The sequence below is a fragment of the Roseomonas sp. WA12 genome, assembly GCF_054165765.1.
The window spans coordinates 2,820,929-2,842,967 of sequence record NZ_CM135108.1 but is presented as its reverse complement, the minus strand read 5'-3'; the positions used below and the strand labels follow the sequence as shown (position 1 = coordinate 2,842,967).

Here is a 22,039-nt window from a genome sequence, read left to right as displayed (position 1 = left end):
ATGCCGCTCCACGTCGCCCTGACCCACCGCACCAGCTACCGCTACGACCGGCCCGTCTCGCTCGGGCCGCAGACGATCCGGCTGCGCCCTGCGCCCCATGCGCGCACGCCCATCCTCTCCTACGCCCTCTCGGTCGAGCCGAAGCCGAATTTCGTCAACTGGCAGCAGGACCCGCAGGGCAATTTCCTCGCCCGCGTGGTCTTCCCAGAGCGCGTGACGCATTTCGACGTAACGGTGGACCTGCTGGCCGACATGGCCACGATCAACCCCTTCGACTTCTTCCTGGAGCCCGAGGCCGAAACCTGGCCCTTCACCTACGATCCCATGCTGGAGCGGGAGCTCGCGCCCTTCCGGCGGACGGACGAGGCCGGCCCGCTGCTCTCCGCCTTCCTGGCCGACATCCCCCGAAATGAGGGGCAGGGGACGGTCTCCATGCTGACCGCGCTGAACGGGCGGTTACAGGGGCAGGTCTCCTATGTCGTGCGGATGGAGCCGGGCGTCTGGACGCCCGAGGAAACGTTGGGCGCCTGCAAGGGCTCCTGCCGGGACAGCGCCTGGGTGCTGGTGCAGGTGCTGCGCCATCTCGGGTACGCCGCCCGCTTCGTCTCCGGCTACCTCATCCAGCTCGTGCCCGATGTGAAGCCGCTGGAGGGGCCGTCGGGACCGACCGAGGACTTCACCGACCTCCATGCCTGGGCCGAGGTCTACCTGCCCGGTGCCGGCTGGATCGGGCTCGACCCCACCTCCGGCCTGCTGACGGGCGAGGGGCACATCCCGCTCGCCGCCACGCCCGAACCCGCCTCCGCCGCGCCGATCACCGGGATGATCGAGCCGAGCAAGACGGAATTCGATGTCGAAATGAAGGTCACGCGAGTGCGGGAAACCTCGCGCGTGACGAAACCCTATTCCGAGGGCCAGTGGGCTGCGATCCGCGCGCGTGGCGCGGCAGTGGACCGGCTGTTGGCCGCCGGCGACGTGCGCCTGACCATGGGCGGCGAGCCCACCTTCATCGCGGCCGACGACATGGACGCGGCGGAGTGGAACACGGCCGCCCTCGGCCCGACCAAGCGCCGCTATGCCGGCCGCCTGCTGCGCCGCCTGGCCGCGCGCTGGTCGCCCGGCGCCGTGCTGCAATACGCGGCGGGCAAGCACTATCCCGGCGAGCAGCTGCCGCGCTGGGCGCTGTTCTCCCATTGGCGGAAGGATGGCGAGCCGATCTGGAGCAATACCGCGCTGCTCGCCTCCGACGAGGATACGGACAACGCGACCGCCGCTGACGCCGCCCGCTTCCTGGGCACGCTGGCCGAGCGCCTGCAGGTGGATCCCGCCCTGGTCACGCCGGCCTATGAGGACATCCACTACTTCCTGTGGCGCGAGCACCGCCTGCCCGCGAACGTGCTGGCGGAGGACGCCAAGCTGCGGGACCCGTTGGAGCGTGCGCGGATGACCCGCGTCTTCGCGCAAGGGCTCGCCTCGCCCGTGGGCAGCGTGCTGCCGATCCGCCGCGTGATGCAGGACGGCACGCGCCGCTGGCAGTCCGGCCGCTGGTTCCTGCGCGGGGAGAAGCTGTTCCTCGTGCCCGGTGACAGCTCGATCGGCTTCCGCTTGCCGCTGGAAAGCCTGCCCTGGATGTCCGAGGAGGATGCGGCGCGGAACATCGAGCCGGAGCCCGATCCCTTTGCCCCCGTCGCGCCGCTGCCACCGCGGGAGGTGTTCGGGCGCGTGATGGCTCCGAACGCAGCCGTACCCGCTCCGGCACCGGCGCTGGCACCTGCGGCGCAGCAGCCCTTCCGGCGTGTGGCCGGGCCGGACGAACGCGGCACGACGAACGGCCTCGCCAATGGCGTGGAGGGCTTCCGCCCTGTGCCGCAGGACCTGCCGGTGGCGGGCAGGAGCGACCCCGGCGTGGTCCGCACGGCGATGACGGTGGAGGCCCGCGGCGGCATCATCCATGTCTTCTTCCCGCCGCTGCAGCAGGCTGAGGACTGGCTCGACCTCGCCGCCGCCGTGGAGGCTACGGCGGAGGAAATGGGCCGCAGGGTGGTGCTGGAGGGCTACTTGCCCCCGCGCGACCCGCGTCTGCTCAGCTTCTCCGTCACCCCCGATCCTGGCGTGATCGAGGTGAACGTGCATCCCTCGGGCTCCTGGAACGAGCATCTGGAGCGGACGGAGGCGCTGTACGAGGACGCCCGCCAGCTCGGCCTGGCTTCCGAGAAGTTCATGCTGGACGGGCGCCATGTCGGCACCGGCGGCGGCAACCATGTGGTGATGGGCGGCGCGACCCCCGCCGACAGTCCCTTCCTGCGGCGGCCGGACCTGCTGAAGTCGCTGCTGGGCTTCTGGCACAACCATCCCAGCCTTTCCTACCTGTTCTCCGGCCTTTTCATCGGGCCGACGAGCCAGCACCCGCGCGTGGATGAGGCACGGCAGGACAGCATCGCGGAGCTGGAAGTCGCCTTTTCCCGCATCAAGGCGGGAGAGGAGACGCCGCCCTGGCTGGTGGACCGGCTGTTCCGCAACCTGCTCGTGGATATGACGGGCAACACGCACCGCACCGAGTTCAGCATCGACAAGCTCTTCGCGCCGGAAAGCGCCTCGGGCCGGCTCGGCCTTGTGGAGTGGCGTGCGGCGGAGATGCCGCCGCATCCGCAGATGGCGGCGGCCCAGGCCCTGCTGCTGCGCTCCGCCATCGCCGCCTTCTGGCGTCATCCCTATGAGCGTCGGCTGGTGCGCTGGGGCACGCGGCTGCATGACGATTTCATGCTACCGCATTTCGTCGCACAGGACTTCCACGATGCGCTGGACGAACTTGCCGCGCTGGGCTGCCCAATGGAGCGCGACTGGTTTGCGCCCCATTTAGAATTCCGCTTCCCGCTCATCGGCGAGGTATCGCTGCGCGGCATGGGGATCGAGCTTCGCCACGCGCTCGAGCCCTGGCACGTGCTGGGGGAGGAGCCCGCCGCTGGCGGCACGGTGCGCTACGTGGACAGCTCCACCGAGCGCGTGCAGGCGCGCGTCACGGGCTGGGTGGAGGAGCGGTTCATCCTGTCGTGCAACGGGCGCGCGGTGCCGCTGACGCCCACGGACCGGCAGGGCGAGTATGTCGCAGGCGTGCGCTTCAAGGCCTGGGCGCCGCCCTCCGCCCTGCACCCTACCGTGCCCGCGCAGTCGCCCCTGGTCTTCGACCTGTATGACCGTTGGACCGGGCGCAGCCTGGGCGGGCTGACGCATCACGTCGCCCATCCCGGCGGCCGCAACTACGAGACGCTGCCGGTGAACGCGAACGAGGCCGAGGCGCGGCGCCGTATCCGCTTCCAGCCCTTCGGCCACACGCCCGGGATGATGGAAGAGCCGCCTCTCGTGATCGCGCGCGAGGCGCCGCGCACCCTCGATCTACGTCGCGGCGCGGTCTGAGCGGAGCGGCCGCCCGCCGCCATCCGGCAGCGGGCGGCTACCCTGTCAGCTGTTCGTGCTGCTGCCCCGCACGAGGTCATGGATGAAGCCGAGCTTCCCGATCACCGTAGGGGACAGAACGAAGGGGTAGAGATCCGGCTGACCCATGCTGCGATTCAGGCTGTTCACCGCGAAGGCGAGCGGCAACCAGTCGTCGATGATCCGGATAAGGTTCGGCTCCTTGTACGGGTCGTAGTCGATCCGCGCCTGCATCTCGCCGGTCGTGTCCAGCTTGGGCTGCACGCGCAGGCCGAAGGAGCTGGCGGTTTCCAGCGTGTCGATGATGTGCAGGTAGTGCGCCCAGGTCTCGGCGAAATCCTCCCAGGGATGAGTGGTGGCGTAGGCGCTGACGAAGTGCTCCTGCCAGTCGGCCGGAGCGCCCTCGTTGTAGTGGCGCTGCAGGGCCGCGCCGTAATCCTGGCTATCGTCGCCGAACACGGCGCGGCATGCATCGAGCCGGCCGCCGTCGCGCACCAGCTTGTCCCAGAAGTAATGGCCGACCTCGTGCCGGAAATGGCCGAGAAGGGTGCGATAAGGCTCGCCCATGGTCTTGCGCCGCAGCTCGCGCTCGGCGTCGTCCGCCTCGTCCAGCGCGATGGTGATCAGGCCGTTGTCATGCCCCGTCATCACCTTCGGGCCGGACGGGTCGGGTGAGGCCGCCAGGAAATCGAAGGAGAGGCCTTCAGGGTCCTCATTGCGTGTCGCTAACGGCAGGCAGAAGCGGACCAGGCTGTAGAACAGCCGGTGCTTGGCCGCCTCCAGCTTCCACCAGTTCAGCCGGTTCTCCGGTACCGAGGTGTCGGGGATGAGGTGGTTGTGCCGGCAAGCGGCGCAGTAGCGCTCGGGCGACTCCGCCGGGACGGTCCAGTTGCACACGTCCAGTTCGGCATTGGCGCAGAAGCGCCGGGGCTGGTCGGGCGTGGCCAGCGGGCGCCAGGCATCGCCCTGGCCTCCGTCCGGCTCGCTCGCCGGCTCCAGTGCGGACAGAACGGCGCCATCGGGCAGGTAGCCCAGGCGGAAGCTGCAGCGCTCGCACCGGGTGTTCTCGAAATAGAGCATCTGCTCGCAGTTCTGGCACCTGAACAGCCGCATGGGTCGGATCTCTGCGCGGGAGTGGACGACCGGGGTCGTGACGGGTGGGAACGCCCCGGGGCGGGCTCCTGTTGCAGCGCGGCGCGCCGGCCGGCGCAGCGGCGGAGGTTCACGGCGCGTCGGCGGCGGTGCAGGATCGGTTCGGTTTTGGGAACGGGGGATGCGATGGCGTCGGAGGGAGGGCTGACGGGCCGTCGTATCCTCGTGGCCGAGGACGAGTTCTTCATCGCCGACGAAGTGGTCCATGCGCTGGAAGGGGAAGGGGCCGTGGTGATCGGCCCGGCACCGACCGTCGCGCAGCTACTTGCCCTGATGGAAGCGGCGGAGCGGATCGACGGTGCGGTTCTGGACGTGAATTTGAACGGCGAGATGGTCTGGCCGGCCGTGCCCGCCCTGCTGGCCCGCGGCGTGCCCGTCCTGCTCGCCACCGGGTATGATGCGGCGGTGGTGCCGGCGGATTATTCTCATCTGCCGCGCTGCGCGAAGCCGGTGGCCATGGCCGACCTCACCCGGGCGCTGACCCGCGGGATGGCCTAGGCGAAGGCTCTCCAGAAGAACACGGCCGTCATCGCAGCGCTGAACAGCACGACGAAGCCTCGCAGCACCGGCGCGGGCAGCCGGCTGGCGAAGATGGCGCCCACATATCCACCGATGATCGCGGCGACGAGCATCACCGCTGTCTCCGGCCAGTGCACTGGCCCGGCCACCGCGAAAATCACCACTGCGACGAGATTGGCCGCGCTGACCAGCAGCGTCCGCAGCGCGCTCATCGCCTTGATGTCCATTTCGCCGAGCAGGCCCCAGACGGCGAGCATCATGATGCCCACTCCGCCGCCGAAATACCCGGCATAGACCGAGAGCAGAACCTGCGCCACGATCACCGCCCCGCGCCCCACGCGCACCCGCTTGCGCAGCGCGGCACCGAGCGGTCGGCCGAAGGCGAAGGCCAGGGTGCCGACCAGCATGAGCCAGGGCAGCAGCCCGTCGAAGGCGCGCTGCGTGGTCGCCAGCAGCAGCAGTGCCCCGGCCAGCCCACCGCCGAGGCTGATCAGGATAAGCGTGCGGAGCGGGATGCCCTGCAGCGAGCGGTAATCATGCCGCCAGGCCCAGGCGCTCGTCAGCGTTCCGGGCAGGAGGGCGACGGTGCTGGACGCGTTGGCCGCCACCGAGGGCAGGCCCGCGAAGACCATGGCCGGGATGGTAACGAAGGAGCCGCCCCCCGCGGCCGCGTTGATGGCTCCAGCCAGGAAGCCGGCGGCGGCGAGAAGGAGGATGGTCTGGGGATCCATCGCGCCAGCCTGCCCCAAGGGGGCGGGCGGCGCATCCCTGTTAGCCGCGGAACCGTCCGACCGGGATGCCGGCAATGCCCACATCAAGCGACAGCAGCCGGCCATCCTCCGGCCCGGCCCCTTCGCCCCGCGCGCTGGTGACGAACAGGGTGCGCAGACCCGGCCCGCCGAAGCAGGGCATGGTGGGATGGGCAACGGGAAGCGGCACCACCCGGTCCAGCGTGCCGTCGGGCAGCCAGCGGTTCAGGCACCCGGCGGAGTAGCCGGCGGACCAGTAGCCGCCCTCCGTATCCACGGCGCCGCCATCTGGCACGCCGGTGGCGCTATCCGGGCGAGCGATCTCACGGCGGTTGGAGACGGCGCCGGTCGCGGGATCGTAGTCCCAGATCCAGAGGGCCGGGGCCTCGCTGTCGCTGTGCCAGAGAGTGCGGCCGTCCGGGCTCCAGGCCAGGCCGTTGGAGATGATCAGGCCCTCCGCCAGCAGCGCGCAGTCCCGCGAGCCGGGGTCGAGCCGCCACAGAGCGCCGGTGGGCTTCTTCTCCGGCGTGTCGTTCATAGAGCCGACGAGGAAGCGCCCCTCGGGCGAGACCTTGCCGTCATTCAGCCGGTTCCCTGGCCGGTCCGGCTCCAGCGCCGCCACGCGCTCCAGCGCGCCGGTCCCATGCTCAAGGCCGTGAGGCTCGAAGCGATGGATGCCGGAGCGTAGCCCGAGCAGCAGGCCGCCATCCTCGCGCAGGCCGAGGCAGCCCACTGGTTCCGGCATCGGCCAGCTGCGCGTCGTGCCGGTGGCGGGATCGGTCAGGTGCAGGGCCGGGGCGGGGATATCGACCCACCAGAGAAGGCCGCTCGCGTCATCCCAGACCGGGCTCTCGCCATTGGCGGCGATGGGGGCGAGATCGAGGATGCGGACGGGGCTGGTCATGCCGGTGGAAACGCCGCGCGGCAGGACTTGGGGCGACCCCGGCCGCGTTCGACGCCCGTCAATTTCCCGAGCGGCGACCCGAAGGGCCCGGTCCGGCGCGATGGCCGGACCGGGCGCGTTGGTCAGTCCTCGCGCACGCCCAGCACGCGGCTGAGCCGCGCAACCGCTTCTCGCGCCAGCCCAGGGCTGACGGCGAAGCAGATGCGGATGAAGCCCTCGCCCTCCGGCCCGAAGGCGGTGCCAGGAGCCACGCCTACCTTCGCCTCTTCTAGCAGGCGGAAGGCTAGGTTCAGGCTCGTCTCGCCCGTCTCCACCTTGGCCATCAGGTAGAAGGCGCCCTCGGGCGGGAAGACCGTGACGCCCTTCAACCGCGACAGCCCGTCCACCATGATCTGCCGGCTCTCCGCGCAGCGGCCGACCATGGTGCGGATGAAGCTGTCCCCTTCCTCCAGCGCCGCGACGGCGGCGTGCTGGATGAAGGTGGGGATGGATGTGGTGTTGTACTGGCCGAGCTTGCCGAAGGTGGCCGCCAGCCCATCCGGATAAACGATCCAGCCGGCGCGCCAGCCGGTCATCGCCCAGTTCTTGGAGAAGGTGTTGGTGACGATCAGCCGGTCCGAGGGCGTGCAGATCTGCAGGAAGGAGGGCGCGATCGCGTTGCCATAGGTGAAGTGGGCATAGACCTCGTCGGAGATGATCCAGAAGTCGTGCTTACGGGCGAGATCGAGCAGCGCCTGCATCTCGGCCAGCGGCATCACCCAGCCCGTGGGATTGGAGGGCGAGTTCACCACCAGGATGCGCGTGCGCGGCGTGATCGCGGCCTCGATATCCGCCAGTTCAAGTTTGAAGTGGCCATCCGCCGAGCGGCGATAGGGCACGGTGACCGGCACGGCCCCGTTCACCCGCGCGGCCTCGGCCAGGTTGGGCCAGTTGGGGGAGGGGATGATCACCTCCTCGCCCGGTTCGATCAGCGCCTGGCAGGCCTGCATGATGGCGTTCATGCCGCCGGCGGTGATGGCGAAGCGCTCGGGCGCCACCTCCACACCCCAGTGGCGGCGGTGGTAGTCAGACAACGCCTGGTGGAGCCGGGGAATGCCGCGGGAATAGGTATAGCGGGTCTCGCCGGCCAGCATGGCGCGATGCGCGGCTTCGACCACGAAATCCGGCGTCGGGAGGTCGCCCTCGCCGATCCAGAGCTTCACTACATCCGGGTCGTCGCGCCCACGATCGGCGACCATGCCGATCTGGCTGGTGCCTACGCCCCGGATGCGGCCGGGAAGGGTCTCCGCGAGGTCGGCGATCACGGCGGACGCGTCGGGGACTGGGTGTTGGGCGGCACTCAAAAGGCGGGATCCTTCCGGGACGCGGCCCGGGCACGCCCGCCGGAGGGACGGGCCGCGGCGGGGCCGGGCAGATGACCCTCTAGCTTCTGCCGTGCCGCCCGCAGCGGGGGAAGGGGGCGGGCCGGGGAACCTCGCACGGGGCCCCAGACAGAATCCGGCTGCACGGCCCGCGGTGCTTGGGCAGGCGCCATCCTCCGCCCAGATCAGGCAGCGTGCTCGCCATTGGGTTGAGGCGCCCCTGGGGATGCCCGAGCTTCCTGGCGTGGCCTATTCGGCTTCCGCAGCGCTAATGGAGCGGCGTGCCATCTCCAGCGCCCCGGTGCGGGAACGGGCGGCGCCCACGAAGCGGCGGAGATGGACGAAGGCCGCGTCGGCCACCCCGCTCACCCCGGCAAGCTCCTCGTCCCGCAGCCCCGCCCAGGCCTCGGGCAGCGGCAGGCGCTGGGCGAAAGCGCCCGGCTCGGGCGGCATGGAATCCACCATCCAGTTGCCACTCACCACCGGGAAGATGGCGTAGAGAACGGGCAGGCCATGGGCGAAGACAGGGTCCTTCCAGGGCATCCTGCGATCCAGTTCCAGCACCCGTGGGTCGGCCGAGGCGGCGTGGGCGGCGAGCACCACGGCCTCGGCTGCGAGCCGGGCCCGCACCGCCTCCGCCCGCCGGCGCAGGAAGGATTCGGCGAGGGTTGAGGCCTCGCGGAAGGCGGCGTCCTCGGCCGCGACGTCGCCGGCGGCAGGTGAATCCCAGGACGGATTGAGGTCCCCGACCGCGGACCCGAGGCCCAGCGCGTCCCCGGGCTCGCCGACGCCGTTGTCGATCTCATCGATCCGGCGGACCACCTCTCCGTCGATTGTGGCCGCGACCGCGGGCGCAAGGTCGGCACCTGCCGGCCCCAGCAGGGCCCGCGTCGCCGCCTCTCCGTGACTCTGCCAGACCAGGCCGGCGGCGCTGTAGGGCGTGCCGTCCGCGCGGGAGGGCGCGCCGCGCTGATGGTGGTCGAAGCGGGAGCGGGATGGGTCGTGAATGGTGCCGACATCCCAGACGATATCGGCGCCCTCGATCACCCGCTCGTCGCGCGTGCGGACAAGGTCGTGATCCGTCCCGGCCTCCCCCAGGCCGAGGGCGAGGCGCAGCACGGCGTAGGCGAAGGCGTCATCCAGGTGGAAGGCCCCGTTATGGGTGGCGAGGACGGGCCGGGGACGAGGCGAAGGGCTTTCCATCCCGAATCCCTAGCCGCTGGCTGGGGTAGCGGCCAGATGCATTGCACCCTTACGGGGTGGGGCAGAGCGTCCCGTACGCACATGCGGCCTTCCTTGTTGCTTGCCGGCACGGCCGCAATGCACCATCTGGAACGCCTGTTCCCCCGAGCCGGATGCCCGCATGCGTTTCCTCCTGCCCATTGCCGCGCTTCTCGCCCTTATTGCCTTCCAGCGCCCGGACTGGGTGCGGGACGTGGATGGCAGCCTGCGGGGGGCAAAGTCGCGCTTCGCGGATCTCGGCGCCGCACTCGGCATCGCCCCCGAACGCCGCAGCACCGCGGACCGGGCACCGATCCGCGAGCCCGACCGTGCCGTCGCGCTGCGCGCCATCGGCCGCGCCGCCGAAGCGCAGCAGGATGCGCAGGGAATGGATGACCGGGATCCCACGGCGCGGGACCGCGTGCAGGAACTCCTCCGCTCTGCCACCGCCACCCTGGCCGGGAGCGAGGCGATGGGTGAGCTGCGGGCCATGCAGGATGCGCGCGCCCGCGTCGCCGAGCTGCGTGAGCGGGTGGCGATGGCGCGGATCGCCGGTACCGAGACCGCCGATCTGGAAGCGCAGCTTTCGCGCGCCGGGGCCGAGGCCGCGCGGCTGACCGAGACTTTCACGGGCAAGCTCGCCGGGCTCGGCGTTCAGATCTCGCGCGAGGCGGCGGAGAACCTCGCCGTCTCCGTGAACGGGGACGACGTGGTGGCGCTGCTCGCCGCCTACTCCAACGTAGAGAAGCTGGAGGCCGAGCTGCGCGGACCGGTCGGCGAGGCTTCGGATAACGAGGCGGTGCTGCGCCGCTACTACACCATCCACGCGACGCTGCTGGCGGTGTTGGAGACGGTGCAGGGCGAGGTCGTCTCGCGCATCGACAATGTCTACTTGCCACGGCTGGAGGCGATCGACCGCGAGACGCGCGAGCTGCGCCAGGACGCGCAGGGCCGGCTGCGCGGGATGCGCGATGCCGGGCTGCGCGCCTCGCTGGAATCCAACCTGCGCACGCAAGAGACGACGCTGCGCGCGACGGAGCTGTATCGCGGCCATCTGAAGGAGCAGCGCGGCAATCTCGCCCAGGCGCTGGAGCGGACGCGCGCGGCGAAAGGCGTGGCGGACAACACCGCGCGCACCGCGGCGCTCGCCTTCGACGTGGCGCAGATGATGCGCAACACGGATCGTGACTTCGGCGCCGTGATGGCGATCCGCCCGCCCGTTATTGTGCCCTTCGAGGGCGAGGCGCTGCGCCGCGAGTTCGAAGGACTGTCCCGCCGGCTGGGGCAGCAGCCCACGAGCTGACGGGCACAAGCATGCCCCGCGCGCCCACGCGGCCGAAGCGAACGAGTTGCGGCGTGCTGGTGAGCGATGGTCCGCAGGTGCTGCTGGGCCATGCCACGCGCTCGGTGCTGTGGGACATTCCCAAGGGGGTCGCGGAGGCGGGCGAGGCCTTCGTGGACGCTGCCGCGCGCGAGTTGCGGGAGGAGACGGGATTGGTCGTGCCCGCGGCAGGGCTGAGCGATCTCGGCGTGCATCGCTATCTTCCGGGCAAAGACCTCGCGCTCTTCGCTTGGCCGGTGGCGGCCATGCCGGATCCGGCCGCGCTCCGCTGCACCTCCTTCATGCGAATGCCCGGTGGTGGTTTGATCCCCGAATTCGACCGCTTCGCCGTGCTGCCCTGGGACGAGGCGCTGGGGCGTGTGGGGAAGAATCTCGTGCGCGTGCTGGGCGCGCTGCGCGAGGCGCCGGGCTGGCCCTTTCCGCAATAGGCGCGGGCTCTCAATCCGCGGTGATGCGGGCGGTACGAATGACGCCCGACCATTTCGTGATCTCGCCCCGCAGATACGCCGCGACCTCGTCGGGGCCCGCCGGGAAGGGCTCCAGTCCGAGCTCGGCGAAGCGGGCGGCAAGCGACGGCAGGGCCTCGCGCGTGGCGGCGTCCAGTCGCTCGATCACGAGGCGCGGCGTGCCGACGGGGGCGAAGAGGGCGGTCCAGACGCCCATCTCGAAGCCCGGCACGGTCTCGGCCACGGCAGGGATGTCGCGCAGCGCTTCCAGCCGCCGCGGGGCGGTGACGCCGAGGGCCACGAGCCGACCGTCGCGCGCATGGGGCAGGGAGGAGGGCAGGGTGTCGAACATCAGGTCCACCTGGCCCGCGACCACTGCCGACGCGGCCGGCGCCGTGCTGCGGAAGGGGACGTGCAGCAGGTCCACCCCCGCGATCGACTTGAACAGCTCGCCCGCGAGATGGCTGGAGGTGCCGTTGCCGCCGGAGGCGTAGGTGAGCGCGCCCGGCTGCGCCTTCGCCCGTGCAACCAGCGTCGCGACATCGCGGATGCCCTTGGATGGATGTGCGACGAGAAGGTTGGGGCTGCTGGCCACGCCCGATACGGGCGCGAAATCCGCGACCGGATCGTAGGACAGGGTGCGGTACAGCCCGACATTCATCGCATGGGTGCTGATCGTTCCCATCAGCACCGTGTAGCCGTCCGGTGCGCTGCGGGCGGCAGCCTCCGTCCCGATGATGCCGGCGGCACCGGCGCGGTTGTCCACGGCCACGGGCTGGCCCAGTGCGGTGGCCAGCCGCTCGGCGAGAACGCGCGCGGCGATGTCGGTTAAGCCGCCGGGGGCGAAGGCGACGATCATGCGGATGGGCCGTGCGGGCCAGGATTGCGCGCTCGCCCCGCGCGGGAGGACGGCCGGCAGGGCGGCGGCGGCCGACAGGATGCGGCGGCGCGTGAACATGGTGTTTTCCTCCGGTGCCGTTCTGGCGGCGGCGCAAACTCGCGCCGATGGCGCGGGGCTGGCAAGGCGCTGGGGCGTTGGCGGGGGCGGATGCCGGGTCTAGCCTCGGCTTCAGGGCGCATCAGGGCGGCCGGGGGAACATCCAGCGTGATCCATGTCATCGCCATCATCACCACCAAGCCGGGCATGCGGGATGCCGTGCTCGAGGCCTTCCGGGCGAATATGCCCGCTGTTCATGCGGAGCAGGGCTGCATCGAGTACGGGCCGGCCATCGATGCCGAGGGCGCGGGCGGGATCCAGGCTCCGCTCGGGCCCGATACCTTCATGGTCGTCGAGAAGTGGGAGAGCCTGGACGCGCTGAAGGCGCATGCCGCGGCGCCGCATATGGCGGCCTACGGGGCGCGCACGCGGGAGATGGTCGCCAGCCGCGCCGTGCATGTGCTGTCACCAGCGGGATGATCGGGGTGGCCGGGGGGCCGTGAGCCCGCCGACCGACACTGCGGCGGGTGCAATGCCCCGGAAGGGTGCCCCGCCGCGGCCATCGCAGTTCCCTTACCGCGCACTGCCCTGGGTACGGCGGGCCGTCATTTCCAGCAGCAGGGCCAGGGCACCGAGCGCGGCGCCGAACCCGCAGACCGCAGCCCAGCCCCCGAGGTCCCAGGCCGTCATCGCGCCGGCGGAGCCTGCCGCGCCGCCCAGGAACATCCCCGTCATGAAGATCGTGTTGATCCGGCTGCGGGCATCGGGCTGCAGGGCGTAGATGACGTGCTGGTTGGAGACGAGCGCGCTCTGCACCCCGAAGTCGAGCACGATGACGCCCAGCACCAGCCCTCCGATGGCCGGCCAGGCGCCGAACACGGCCCAGGCCAGGAGGGTGAGCAGCGCGCCCAGTCCGATCACGAGCCGCGGGCCGCGCTTGTCGGCAAGCCGCCCCGCCAACGGTGCCGCGGCAATGCCCACCGCGCCGACCACGCCGAACAGCCCCGCCACCTCCGCGCCCAGGCCGAAGGGTGGCGCCTCCAGTCGCAGGGCCAGCACGGTCCAGAAGGTGGAGAAGGAGGCGAAGAGGGCCGCTTGCATCAGCGTCGCCCGGCGCAGTGCCGGCTGACCGCGCCAGAGATCCAGAAGCGAGCGCAGGGCCGCGCCGTAGCCGATCGACGCCGCTGCGAGCCGGCTGGGCAGGGTGGCCGCCATCAGCGCGGCGGCGCCGAGCGCCATGGGCACGGCGAGCCAGAACATCGCGCGCCAGCCGCCATGGGCCGAGACAAAACCGCCCAGGGTCCGGCTCAGCAAGATGCCCGCGAGCAATCCGCCCATCACGATGCCCACCGTCGCGCCTCGGCGCGAGGGATGCGCGAGATGCGCGGCGAAGGGCACGATCTGCTGGGCCACCGTGGAAGCCATGCCGAGGATGAGCGAGGCAAGGACGAGGACTGGCGCACTGGGCGCCATCGCCGCCAGGGCAAGTGCCCCGGCCAGCACCACGAACTGCCCGACGATCAGCCGCTTCTGGTCAAGGAGGTCACCCAGCGGCAGCAGCAGGAACAGGCTGGCGGCGTAGCCGAGCTGGGTTGCCGTCGGGATCAGGGCGGTGGCCCCGGAACCGGCGAAATCCTGCCCGATGATGCCGAGCATGGGCTGGTTGTAGTAGATGTTGGCGACGGCGATGCCCGCGGCGGCTGCCATGGCGAAGGTCAGGCCGGAGCCGAGGCCATGGGGTGCCTGATCTTGCCTGGCACGATCGACGGGCGGGTTTGAACCGGGAGCATCCAGCATCGGTCTGGGTTCCTTGTGCGGTGCACCCAATCTGCGCCTCCGAGCTCTCGCGCTGTAGATCCCTCTTTCGAGCGGGCCGTATAACCCGTGGCGTTATGATCAACCTGAACAATGTCGCCGTGCTGGTGGAAGCGGTAGGCGCCGGCAGCCTTGCGGCAGCGGCGCGCCGCCTCCGCATCACGCCGATGCTCGCTTCCCGCCGACTCGCGGAGCTGGAGGCGGAAGTTGGGGCCCGGCTGATGCATCGGACGACCCGGTCGCTGGCGCTGACGGCGGAGGGCGAGGCCTTCCTGCCCCATGCTCAGGCACTGTTGGACGAGGAGGCGCAGGCCCGCGCCGCCGTGCGTCCGGCCGCCCTCGGCCTTACCGGCACCCTGCGCCTGACGGCCTCGGTTCCCTTCGGCCGCAAGGTCGTGGCGCCGCTCGTGCCCGTTTTCCTGCGGGATCATCCCGGCCTGGAGGTTGATCTCCTGCTGAACGACAGCATCGTGGATATTGTGGCCCAGGGACTGGACCTCGCGATCCGGATCGCCCTTCTGCGGGAGAACACGCTCGTCGCCCGCCGCCTGGCGGACAACCCGCGCCGCCTCTATGCGGCCCCGGCCTATCTGGCGGAGCACGGTGCGCCGGCGATCCCGGCCGACCTCGCGCGCCACCGGTGCCTGATGCTGACGGGCACGAGCCACTGGACCTTCGGCGCGGGCGGCAGGACGCTGCGGCAGCGCGTCTCCGGCCCCTTCACCTCCAGCTCGGTTGAGGCATTGCACCAGGCCTGCCTCGGCGGCCTTGGGATCGCGATGCTTTCGGAGTGGGATGCGCAGGAGGAGGTCGCGACCGGGCAACTGCTTCCCATCCGGATGGAGGCAGGCGAGCCGGAGCCATTGACGATTTGGGCCGTTTACCCGAGCGCCCGCCTGACACCACCGAAGGTCCGGCTGTTCATCTCGGCCCTGGAAGGACGTTTGCAGGGAGCATGATCTGCTCTGCCATGATGCAGAGAACTGGGCTTCCTGGAAAACTCATTGAGTGCTGCGCAGCGGTACACTCAGGACGGCGGGCCAGAAGTTCACGTCGCCAGAATGGTGCCAGTAGATCCCGCCTCATGCGCGTGACGCGCATTTTGTACCGTAGGCAGCAAGTCTAGGGAGGTGGTGCCCAGGAGTGGAATCGAACCACCGACACTGCGATTTTCAGTCGCAGTATAGCCGCCGACATGGGACGACATGCAGGGTCCGCGAGACGACATGCACCGACTAACGTATTGACGCAGCACGTCGGCACTGCGACTTAGCGCGAAGGCGGGCGACATGCGCGGACCCGCCTCCTATTTGCGGTGGGTCCGCAGAGGGTCCGCGAAAGGTCTGCCAGGAGCGTGCGATGCCGAAGCTGACCGATGCCGTGGTGAAGGCGCTGACCTGCCCCGAGGGGCGGAAGGATGCACTGTTTTTCGATGATGAACTGCGGGGATTTGGGGTTCGGGTCACGACCGGCGGCGCCCGGTCGTTCCTCTTGCAATACAACCGTCCGACCGGGGGCAAGGGCCGCGTCGTGCTGGGCGCGTTCGGCACGGAACTGACCACCACCCAGGCGCGCCGGAAGGCCGAGGCGGTCCGGGGCGAGGTGGTGGCGAAGCGCGATGTTGTGGGCGAACGCCGCGAGGCTGCCGCTGCGGCGCGCGCACGCGAGGCCCAGGCGAAGGCCACCGCCGCCTCTGCCGCCTATACCTGCGAGAAACTGGTGGAGGGCTGGGCTACCGCGCACCTTGCCCAGCGTTCCGCGTCCTACGCCGCCAGGACGCCGCGCGAGGTCCGCGCGGTGCTGGGCAAGATGTGGCTGGCCGCCCCTGCCGCTAGCCTCGCCCGTGCCGATGCGGTGGCGCTGCTGGACGCCGCTGCCGCCGAGCGCGGACCCGTCGCCGCGAACCGCCTGTTGGCCGTCCTGCGGGCCTGCTGGGGCTGGGCCATGAAGCGCGGCAGCCTGACCATCAACCCGTGGTCGGGCATCCCCCGGCCGGGTGTGGAGAAGTCCCGGGAGCGCGTCCTGACCGATGTCGAGGTGGCGGGGTTGTGGAAGGCTACCAGCGATACGCCGGCCCCGTTCGGCGCCATCGTCCGGCTGCTGATGTTGACGGGCCAGCGCCGTTCCGAGGTCGCGGGGATGGCGTGGAACGAACTGCGCCTGGACTGCCCGGAACCCGTATGGGTCATCCCGGCCGGGCGGGCGAAGAACGGCCGCGAGCATATCGTGCCGCTGCCGCCGCAAGCGCTGACGATCCTGCAGGACGTGCCTCGGGTGACGATCGACGGCGAGCCGGCCGCGCTGGTATTCGCCAACGCCAAGGGCACCGCCCCAAGCGGATTCGGCAAGGTGGTGGATCGCCTTGAAACCCGCCTCGCCGCCGTGCTGGCCGAGGCTGGTGCTCCCGTTCCCGCACCGTGGGTGCTGCACGACATTCGCCGCACCGTCGCCACAGGCCTGCAACGGCTGGGCGTGCGGCTGGAAGTGACCGAGGCCGTATTGAACCACGTCAGCGGGAGCCGGGCCGGCATCGTGGGCGTCTATCAGCGCCACGGGTGGGCGAAGGAGGCGCGGGCTGCGCTGGCAGCGTGGGAGGGGCACGTCCTGCGGGTCGCGGAGGGCAAGCCGGAGGCGGTTGTGACCAACCTGCGCACGGCTCGCACCAGGAAAATGTCTGCTTGAGGTGAGATAATCATGACTACACGTGATTATCTCGGGGTTCGTGGTCTGCCGAATTCGCTGAAACCATGCTTACTCAAGGTTATATTCTTTTTAGAAAATAGAGATCAAACCGTAGTTTTGTTGGCGGTGGTAACTTAAATACTTTCGAGGCAGCGCAAGTCGCGCCGCTTCTGAAAGGCCCCCGAGATGGATAAGACCAAGTCCTCCAAGACCGACAAGCCGAAGTCGTTCTGCTACCTGACCGAGATTGAGGTTGCGGAACTGCTGCGCGTCACGCCCCGCACCACGCAGCGCTGGCGTGTGTTGGGGACCGGGCCCGCGTTCATCCGTGCCGGTCAGCGCCGGGTCCTCTACGACCGCACCGCCGTCGAGGCGTGGGCCGCGAGCCGCAGCTTCACGTCGCACGCCGCCGAGGCCGTGGGCCATGGCGCACCGCAGCCTGCCGCCGCGCAGCAGAGCGTCGCGGCCTAGAGCCGGCGCAGGGGCACCTGACCATGCAGCCCGCGCTGCCCCCGCAGACGGTGATCGGCTTCAACTACGCCGGCGTGTCGCCAGCCGATGCGGAGCTGCTGCGCGTTCACGCCGCCTCTGCCCGCCGCGTGCTGGCGCAGGGCGATCGGCTGGTGGGCGCCCTGTTGCTGGAAGCAAAGAAAATCCTGCCTCACGGGCAGTTCGGCGCATGGGTCATGGCCGAGCTGAACATCGGTTCCCGGCACGCGCAGCGCCTCCTGGCCGCTGCCCGGGTCCGCGCCGAAAGCGACAAGTTGTCGCATTTACCGACCAGCGTTTTGGTCCTGCTGGACGCGCCCCAGGTGCCGTCCGAGCTGGTGCAGCAGATTGCGGCCGAGGCCGAGGCCGGTGCGCCGATCAACGCCAAGATCATCGCGGATCGGATCGAGGCCGCCCGGGCCGGCGAGCGCGAGGTGAAGCGCGTCGCCGTGTCGCGCCGCTGTTCCGAAACCAAGGCGCGCGCCCTGATCCAGCACCAGCAGGCGAAGCGGGATGAGGGGCAGCGCCTACTTCGGAATGTTCACCCGGAACTCTGGGACGATCTGCCGGCAGGCGATCAGAAGCTGGCCGAGAGGCTACGCCGAAAGGCCCTGAAGGCCGCCGAGGACGCTGCCAAGCGTGAGGCAGCGCGAGAGCTGGCCAAACTCTACCCCGAAGCCCTGCCGCTGATCCGTAGGCTGCTTGGCGCTTCCGCATCCAGCCGCGCCCCGCTGCTGGCCGCGACTGAGAAAGCGGCCCAGCGCCGCCAGCAGGCCGCCTGATCCATGGCCGGCCTGCCCCGCACTCGCGCCGCCCACCGTGCGCCACCGGACCCCTACGCCACGTTGCCGCTGCGGCTGCTGGTGGCACCGGCCGTGCGCGACCTGGACGATGTGGCGCAAGGCCTGCTGCTGCTGGCGCACGCCAACTGGACGCCGGGGCGGACCGAGGCCGAGCCGGGCACTACGGCGGTTCCGTTCAGCGTAGCCGTCGAAGTCCTCAAGTGCCGCCGCAGCGCCGTGACTGCAGCGTTTGAAGAACTCGCGCATGTCGGCCTGATCGTTCTGGCGGCGCCGGCCATCCGTCCCCGGACGATGGGGGCAGGCCGACCCCGCGCCGCGACATGGCGGGTTCTCTCCCGCGAGGCGGGGACGAAGCTGCCCCTGCTGGCACCGGGGCAGCGCCCGCCTGAAGGCGCGTGGCGGCCCCCGAACGAGCGCCTACGGCGAGATGTGGCGGCCCTGCGTGGTGACCCGCTGCGGCTGCTGCTGGCGCTAATTTCGCAGCGTGGCCGCGACCGCCATGGTGCGCTGGTAGATCGCGCGCCCTTCGCGGTCAGTGCGGCCGAGGCTGTCCACCTTCTGAACCATAGCCTGCGCTGGGACCTTGCGTCCCGGGCGACCGCCGCCCGGGCGATCGTCAAGCTGGTTGCCCACGGCGCCCTGCATGTCGTGGAGCCCAGCAAAGGCAGGCGGCCGACGACCTACAGGTTCAGCGCCTCTTACGCTGGCCGAGAGCGGCACCTGAAAAGCAATTCCCCGGTCTCCCCCGTGAGACACAACAGGCCCGAGCAGTATCCCCAGCGAGACACAACGGCTTTGCGTCTCACCAGGGATACTGCTGACGCCCCGCCGACGCCCGCTTGTGTCTCACCAGGGAGCCCTCTTGAAGAGAACCATGCCGCTCTGCGGAGCGAGGCTGCCGTGTCTCTCGTCCAGGCCTCTGCGGTGCCAGCCTCTGCTGCACCGCTGCCCGCCTCCCCGGCACTGAACGCCGAGCGCCCCCAGCCTCTCCCGATCCCTCCCGCTGCTGCCCGCCCCCGCCATCGCGGCCGGGCCGGCTCTGCTGCGGCCGCCCTCCCCGAAAGGCTCGCGCTATGACCCGCCGCTCCCCAAACCCGCCGACCCCGCCGACGCCGATGGTCCGCCCCGGCCTCCCGCCGCATGACGCTGTGCAGCGGATGGAGGCCGGCCGCGCTGCCGCCGCTGCTGCCATCACCGAGACGATCCGGAGCGGCGACCCGAAGGCCGTGGAGGACATGATGGCCTCCACCTTGGACGCCTGCCCCTGGTGGGCTTCGGGCGTAATCCAGGCCACCGCCCAGCACCTCGCCGCCCTCGGCCAGCGCGGGAAGCTGCGGCTGGTGGAAGGGGGCCGCCGTGGCTGACAATGCAGCCAAAGGCCGGCGCCGTGGCCCTGGGCGCCCCTTCGGGCCCGGCAAGAGCGGGAACCCGGCCGGTAATCGCAGCGGCTCCCGGCCGGCCGCCTTGTTGGCGCTGGACGAGATGGCCGCAGCGGACGCCGCCGAAATCCTGCGCGGGATTTTGAACCGCGCCAAAATGGGCGACGCCGAGGCGACCGCGCTGGTGATGGCCAGACTGTGGCCGCCCAGGCGCGGCCGGCCCGTCCACATGCCCGAGTTGGCGCAGGCCGCCACCGCCGAGGACGCGTTCCGCGCGCTGCTGGCGGCCGTGGGCCGGGGCGAGGTCAGCCCCGAGGAAGGCGAGGCCATCGCCAACCTGATCGCCGCCCGCCGCCGCTGGGCCGGCATGCCCGAGCGTCCCGGCGGCATGGAGCGCGAAGCCGCCGAGCTGCTGGGCTTCCCCCTCTCGTGACCCCGAAGCGCCTTCACCCCCTCACCCCGGAGCATGTCATGCCGACCAACATCACCGTGCCGAAGCCGCACCTTCGCGCCACCATTCTGCAGGAAGTCCGCAAAAGCGGGCTGCTGACCGTGGCCGTCGAGCCTGTCGGCTTCGGGGAGAACGAGGACCGGGACGCCCTCCTGCAGCGTCTCGGGCACGGGGCGATGAAGGCGAACGCGCGGCCACCCAAGGAGAAGCTGCACCGCGAGCTGGGCGTCTTGGTCGACTCCATCGCCATCACCACCGACGTGGCGCAGGCCTTGGGCGCACCACCGGAGAAGGCCCGGTTGATCTGGTCCTTCAAGCTGACGCCGGCCGGGTGGGCCGCCCTGGACAAGGGCAATCTGAACCTGACTGCCATTGCCACGCAGGACGTGCCCTTCAGCATGGTGGAGAGCGACTTGCCCCTGGCCGAGCAGAAGCCGCGCCCCGTCGCCGTCACCAAGGCCCGCCAGGGCCCCAGCCTGGACTTCGACGCCGCCTTGCGCGCCCGCAGCGCCTTAGCGCCCCGCCAGCGCGTCCAGAAGGGCATCCTGCCCGCCCCGGAGCTGCCGGCGCCTGCCCGGCCGGCCCCGGGCGAGCTGGCCGCCCACGCCCGCAAGCTGGCCGCCGCCGATCGCCAGCGCCGCGCCGCCCAGGGCATGCGCCAGGGGCCCACGCCGGCCGAGATTGCCCCGGTGCCCGGTGACGCCCCCCTGACCCGCGCTGCCCGCCTCCTGCGCGCCCAGGACGATGCCCGCACGGAAGCCCAGGCCGGCCGGCGCCGCCTCGCCTAACCCACGATCCCCATCACAGGAGCTTCCCATGCCCGATGCCGCCCCCCTGTCTGCCGACCGCGCTGCCGCGATCCACGATGCCCTGACGGGGCTGGCGATGGATCGCCAGGGCCTTCCCCGCGAGCTGCCGCCCATGCCGGCCGTCACCGCCCTCCGCGAGGCCCAGGCCCGCCTGCAGCACGTCCACGACCGCACCGCCCAGCGCGACGCGGACACCACCCTGGCCGCCACCGAGGCCGGCGAGGCGAAGCGCGCGGCCGAGACTGCCGAGCTGCGGTTTGAACTGGGCCAGTCTGACGGCCCCGAGCTGGACGAGGCCCGCAGCAATGCCGCCGCCGCCCAGGCCCGCGCCGCCGAGCTGGCCGCCGCCGTGCAGGTGCTGCGCGCTGCCGTCCCGCAGGCCGAGCGCGCCGTGGCCGAAGCCGGCGAGGCGGCCCGGGCAGAGTTGTGGAGCATCGCCCGCGATCGGCGGGCCGCCGCCGTGCGTCGGTGGGACGCGCTGGTGCCGGCGATGCGTCAGATCGCGGGCGAGCTGGAAGCGATCGGGACCCTGATGGGTGACCGCTTCGCGGACACGCTGCTGCGCGACGTTCCCGCCAGCCTGGACGGGTCCGGGGAACCCCTGCGGCCTGCCACCCCGACCGATGAGCAGATGGACGAGCTGCAGGCCGTGCGGCGCGCCGTGGATGAGGCCGCACGCATCGCGGACCGGCTGGCCCGCCAGCGCCCTGTCTGATCCCACCTTCCCCGCCGTGCAGGGCATGCGTGGCGGGGCGACGGGGCGGCGCGCCGGGGTTTACCCTATCCCCAGCCTAGGCGGGCCGCCCCACTTTCTAGGCTCTTACGGGGTGGGGGAGGCAGCTGTGCCAACATGGGGAGGGAGGCTCCACCAACCACGCCTGACAGGATGAATAAGCCCCTTCTCGGCTAGGCGGTGCAGGTGAGAGCGGAAGGTTACGTCTTTCACGGGAACTTGGGCGTACCTGAGTTCTGACCAAATGAAGCGCACTGGAACTGGCTGGCCCGCTGTTCTGAGGATATCGAGAATCCTGCTTTCGACCACGATCCGGTCGAGGCTGTTCCTTCGCGTCACCTCTCGTCCACTTGATGCGGTCTGCTTGCTTCTTGCAAGAAGGCGGTTGAGGGCCAGCCGCTCTGCTTGAAGTTCGCTGATTCTACGGTCGATGTCGGCCAACTGCTCTAGCACCCTTTGCTCAAGGGCATTGGCGACTGCAGGCTGATCCATGTTGCAGATGATATTCTTGCAACAAACTCAGCGCAACAACACGTTCTCTAGAGCCTCAAAAATACGACCCTCCAGGGGTCTTGACAGCATCCCAGGTTCCTGATAGCAACAAAACCTTGTTTTGTTGCTATCAGGAACCTGATGAGGGTCGGCTAGGCCTTACTATTCAGGTGTTGCACTCTTCAAGTTCGGAGCCTACATCCGCATCAACACGGCCGGCCCCTCTGCACTCTCGGGTGTACGGGTCGGTTTTCTTTTTGTGGATGGTGCCACTGACGCCCCCCACTGCCTCTCTTGTGCACTTTGCCAAGCCGCATCTTGAT

Annotated in this window: 20 protein-coding genes and 1 tRNA gene; 13 read left to right on the top strand and 8 right to left on the bottom strand. The window is 70.3% G+C overall.

Going from position 1 to position 22,039, the window contains the following annotated elements; all coding sequences use genetic code 11:
• Window positions 1–3,414 (top strand): transglutaminase family protein, encoded by a 3,414-nt coding sequence (locus tag ACVBD7_RS13685; RefSeq protein WP_458093786.1) that lies wholly within the window; start codon window positions 1–3, stop codon window positions 3,412–3,414.
• 45 nt (window positions 3,415–3,459) lie between these two features.
• Here the strand turns inward: ACVBD7_RS13685 and ACVBD7_RS13680 are convergent, their stop codons facing one another.
• The gene (locus ACVBD7_RS13680; RefSeq protein WP_458093785.1) at window positions 3,460–4,545 is read right to left on the bottom strand and encodes a zinc-binding metallopeptidase family protein; all 1,086 of its coding nucleotides are present in this window, start codon (window positions 4,543–4,545) and stop codon (window positions 3,460–3,462) included.
• Between the two features lie 165 nt (window positions 4,546–4,710).
• On the opposite strand from ACVBD7_RS13680, the gene ACVBD7_RS13675 reads away from it, so the two are divergent.
• Window positions 4,711–5,082, top strand: a complete 372-nt coding sequence (locus ACVBD7_RS13675) for a response regulator (protein ID WP_458093784.1) — start codon at window positions 4,711–4,713, stop codon at window positions 5,080–5,082.
• Here ACVBD7_RS13675 and ACVBD7_RS13670 read toward each other — a convergent pair.
• The 4 genes from ACVBD7_RS13670 to ACVBD7_RS13655 all read right to left on the bottom strand — a co-directional run bounded on the left by ACVBD7_RS13670 (window position 5,079) and on the right by ACVBD7_RS13655 (window position 9,320).
• Window positions 5,079–5,834, bottom strand: coding sequence for a sulfite exporter TauE/SafE family protein (locus ACVBD7_RS13670; RefSeq protein ID WP_458093783.1), 756 nt, complete (start codon window positions 5,832–5,834; stop codon window positions 5,079–5,081). The two genes, ACVBD7_RS13675 and ACVBD7_RS13670, sit on opposite strands and share 4 nt — an antisense overlap.
• 40 nt (window positions 5,835–5,874) lie before the next feature.
• Window positions 5,875–6,756, bottom strand: a complete 882-nt coding sequence (locus tag ACVBD7_RS13665) for an SMP-30/gluconolactonase/LRE family protein (protein WP_458093782.1) — start codon at window positions 6,754–6,756, stop codon at window positions 5,875–5,877.
• Window positions 6,757–6,878: 122 nt separating this feature from the next.
• Window positions 6,879–8,099 carry a pyridoxal phosphate-dependent aminotransferase gene (locus tag ACVBD7_RS13660; protein ID WP_458093781.1) on the bottom strand — a complete coding sequence of 407 codons (1,221 nt, stop codon included), beginning with the start codon at window positions 8,097–8,099 and terminating at the stop codon, window positions 6,879–6,881.
• Window positions 8,100–8,366: 267 nt separating this feature from the next.
• A complete protein-coding gene (locus ACVBD7_RS13655; protein ID WP_458093780.1) occupies window positions 8,367–9,320 on the bottom strand; it encodes an MYG1 family protein in 954 nt (317 codons plus the stop codon).
• 160 nt (window positions 9,321–9,480) lie between these two features.
• On the opposite strand from ACVBD7_RS13655, the gene ACVBD7_RS13650 reads away from it, so the two are divergent.
• A complete protein-coding gene (locus tag ACVBD7_RS13650; protein ID WP_458093779.1) occupies window positions 9,481–10,641 on the top strand; it encodes a hypothetical protein in 1,161 nt (386 codons plus the stop codon).
• Between the two features lie 11 nt (window positions 10,642–10,652).
• Complete coding sequence (locus ACVBD7_RS13645) at window positions 10,653–11,108, top strand: NUDIX domain-containing protein (protein WP_458093778.1); 456 nt, start codon at window positions 10,653–10,655, stop codon at window positions 11,106–11,108.
• Between the two features lie 10 nt (window positions 11,109–11,118).
• On the opposite strand, the gene ACVBD7_RS13640 is transcribed toward ACVBD7_RS13645, so the two are convergent.
• Window positions 11,119–12,084: a Bug family tripartite tricarboxylate transporter substrate binding protein gene (locus ACVBD7_RS13640; protein WP_458093777.1), complete on the bottom strand. Its 966-nt coding sequence runs from the start codon at window positions 12,082–12,084 to the stop codon at window positions 11,119–11,121.
• 147 nt (window positions 12,085–12,231) lie between these two features.
• Between ACVBD7_RS13640 and ACVBD7_RS13635 the strand changes: the two genes are divergently transcribed.
• Window positions 12,232–12,543: a putative quinol monooxygenase gene (locus ACVBD7_RS13635; RefSeq protein WP_458093776.1), complete on the top strand. Its 312-nt coding sequence runs from the start codon at window positions 12,232–12,234 to the stop codon at window positions 12,541–12,543.
• A 93-nt stretch (window positions 12,544–12,636) separates the two neighbouring features.
• On the opposite strand, the gene ACVBD7_RS13630 is transcribed toward ACVBD7_RS13635, so the two are convergent.
• A complete protein-coding gene (locus ACVBD7_RS13630) occupies window positions 12,637–13,860 on the bottom strand; it encodes an MFS transporter (RefSeq protein WP_458093775.1) in 1,224 nt (407 codons plus the stop codon).
• Between the two features lie 95 nt (window positions 13,861–13,955).
• Between ACVBD7_RS13630 and ACVBD7_RS13625 the strand changes: the two genes are divergently transcribed.
• Window positions 13,956–14,837, top strand: coding sequence for a LysR family transcriptional regulator (locus ACVBD7_RS13625; RefSeq protein WP_458093774.1), 882 nt, complete (start codon window positions 13,956–13,958; stop codon window positions 14,835–14,837).
• 172 nt (window positions 14,838–15,009) lie between these two features.
• Here the strand turns inward: ACVBD7_RS13625 and ACVBD7_RS13620 are convergent.
• A tRNA-OTHER gene (locus tag ACVBD7_RS13620) sits at window positions 15,010–15,118 on the bottom strand.
• A gap of 119 nt (window positions 15,119–15,237) precedes the next feature.
• Between ACVBD7_RS13620 and ACVBD7_RS13615 the strand changes: the two genes are divergently transcribed.
• The 7 genes from ACVBD7_RS13615 (at window position 15,238) to ACVBD7_RS13585 (ending at window position 21,206) form a co-directional block, all read left to right on the top strand.
• Entirely contained in the window at window positions 15,238–16,560 is a 1,323-nt protein-coding gene (locus tag ACVBD7_RS13615; RefSeq protein WP_458093773.1) for a tyrosine-type recombinase/integrase, read from the top strand.
• A gap of 186 nt (window positions 16,561–16,746) precedes the next feature.
• The gene (locus tag ACVBD7_RS13610) at window positions 16,747–17,031 is read left to right on the top strand and encodes a helix-turn-helix transcriptional regulator (RefSeq protein WP_458093772.1); all 285 of its coding nucleotides are present in this window, start codon (window positions 16,747–16,749) and stop codon (window positions 17,029–17,031) included.
• Window positions 17,032–17,054: 23 nt separating this feature from the next.
• A complete protein-coding gene (locus tag ACVBD7_RS13605) occupies window positions 17,055–17,831 on the top strand; it encodes a hypothetical protein (RefSeq protein ID WP_458093771.1) in 777 nt (258 codons plus the stop codon).
• Window positions 17,832–18,925: 1,094 nt separating this feature from the next.
• Window positions 18,926–19,216, top strand: a complete 291-nt coding sequence (locus ACVBD7_RS13600; RefSeq protein WP_458093770.1) for a hypothetical protein — start codon at window positions 18,926–18,928, stop codon at window positions 19,214–19,216.
• On the top strand, window positions 19,209–19,664 hold the full coding sequence (locus tag ACVBD7_RS13595) for a hypothetical protein (RefSeq protein WP_458093769.1): 456 nt from the start codon (window positions 19,209–19,211) through the stop codon (window positions 19,662–19,664). Before ACVBD7_RS13600 ends, ACVBD7_RS13595 begins: the two co-directional genes overlap by 8 nt.
• A gap of 38 nt (window positions 19,665–19,702) precedes the next feature.
• Complete coding sequence (locus tag ACVBD7_RS13590) at window positions 19,703–20,470, top strand: hypothetical protein (protein ID WP_458093768.1); 768 nt, start codon at window positions 19,703–19,705, stop codon at window positions 20,468–20,470.
• Between the two features lie 28 nt (window positions 20,471–20,498).
• Window positions 20,499–21,206 (top strand): hypothetical protein, encoded by a 708-nt coding sequence (locus ACVBD7_RS13585; protein WP_458093767.1) that lies wholly within the window; start codon window positions 20,499–20,501, stop codon window positions 21,204–21,206.
• Window positions 21,207–22,039: the final 833 nt, after the last annotated feature.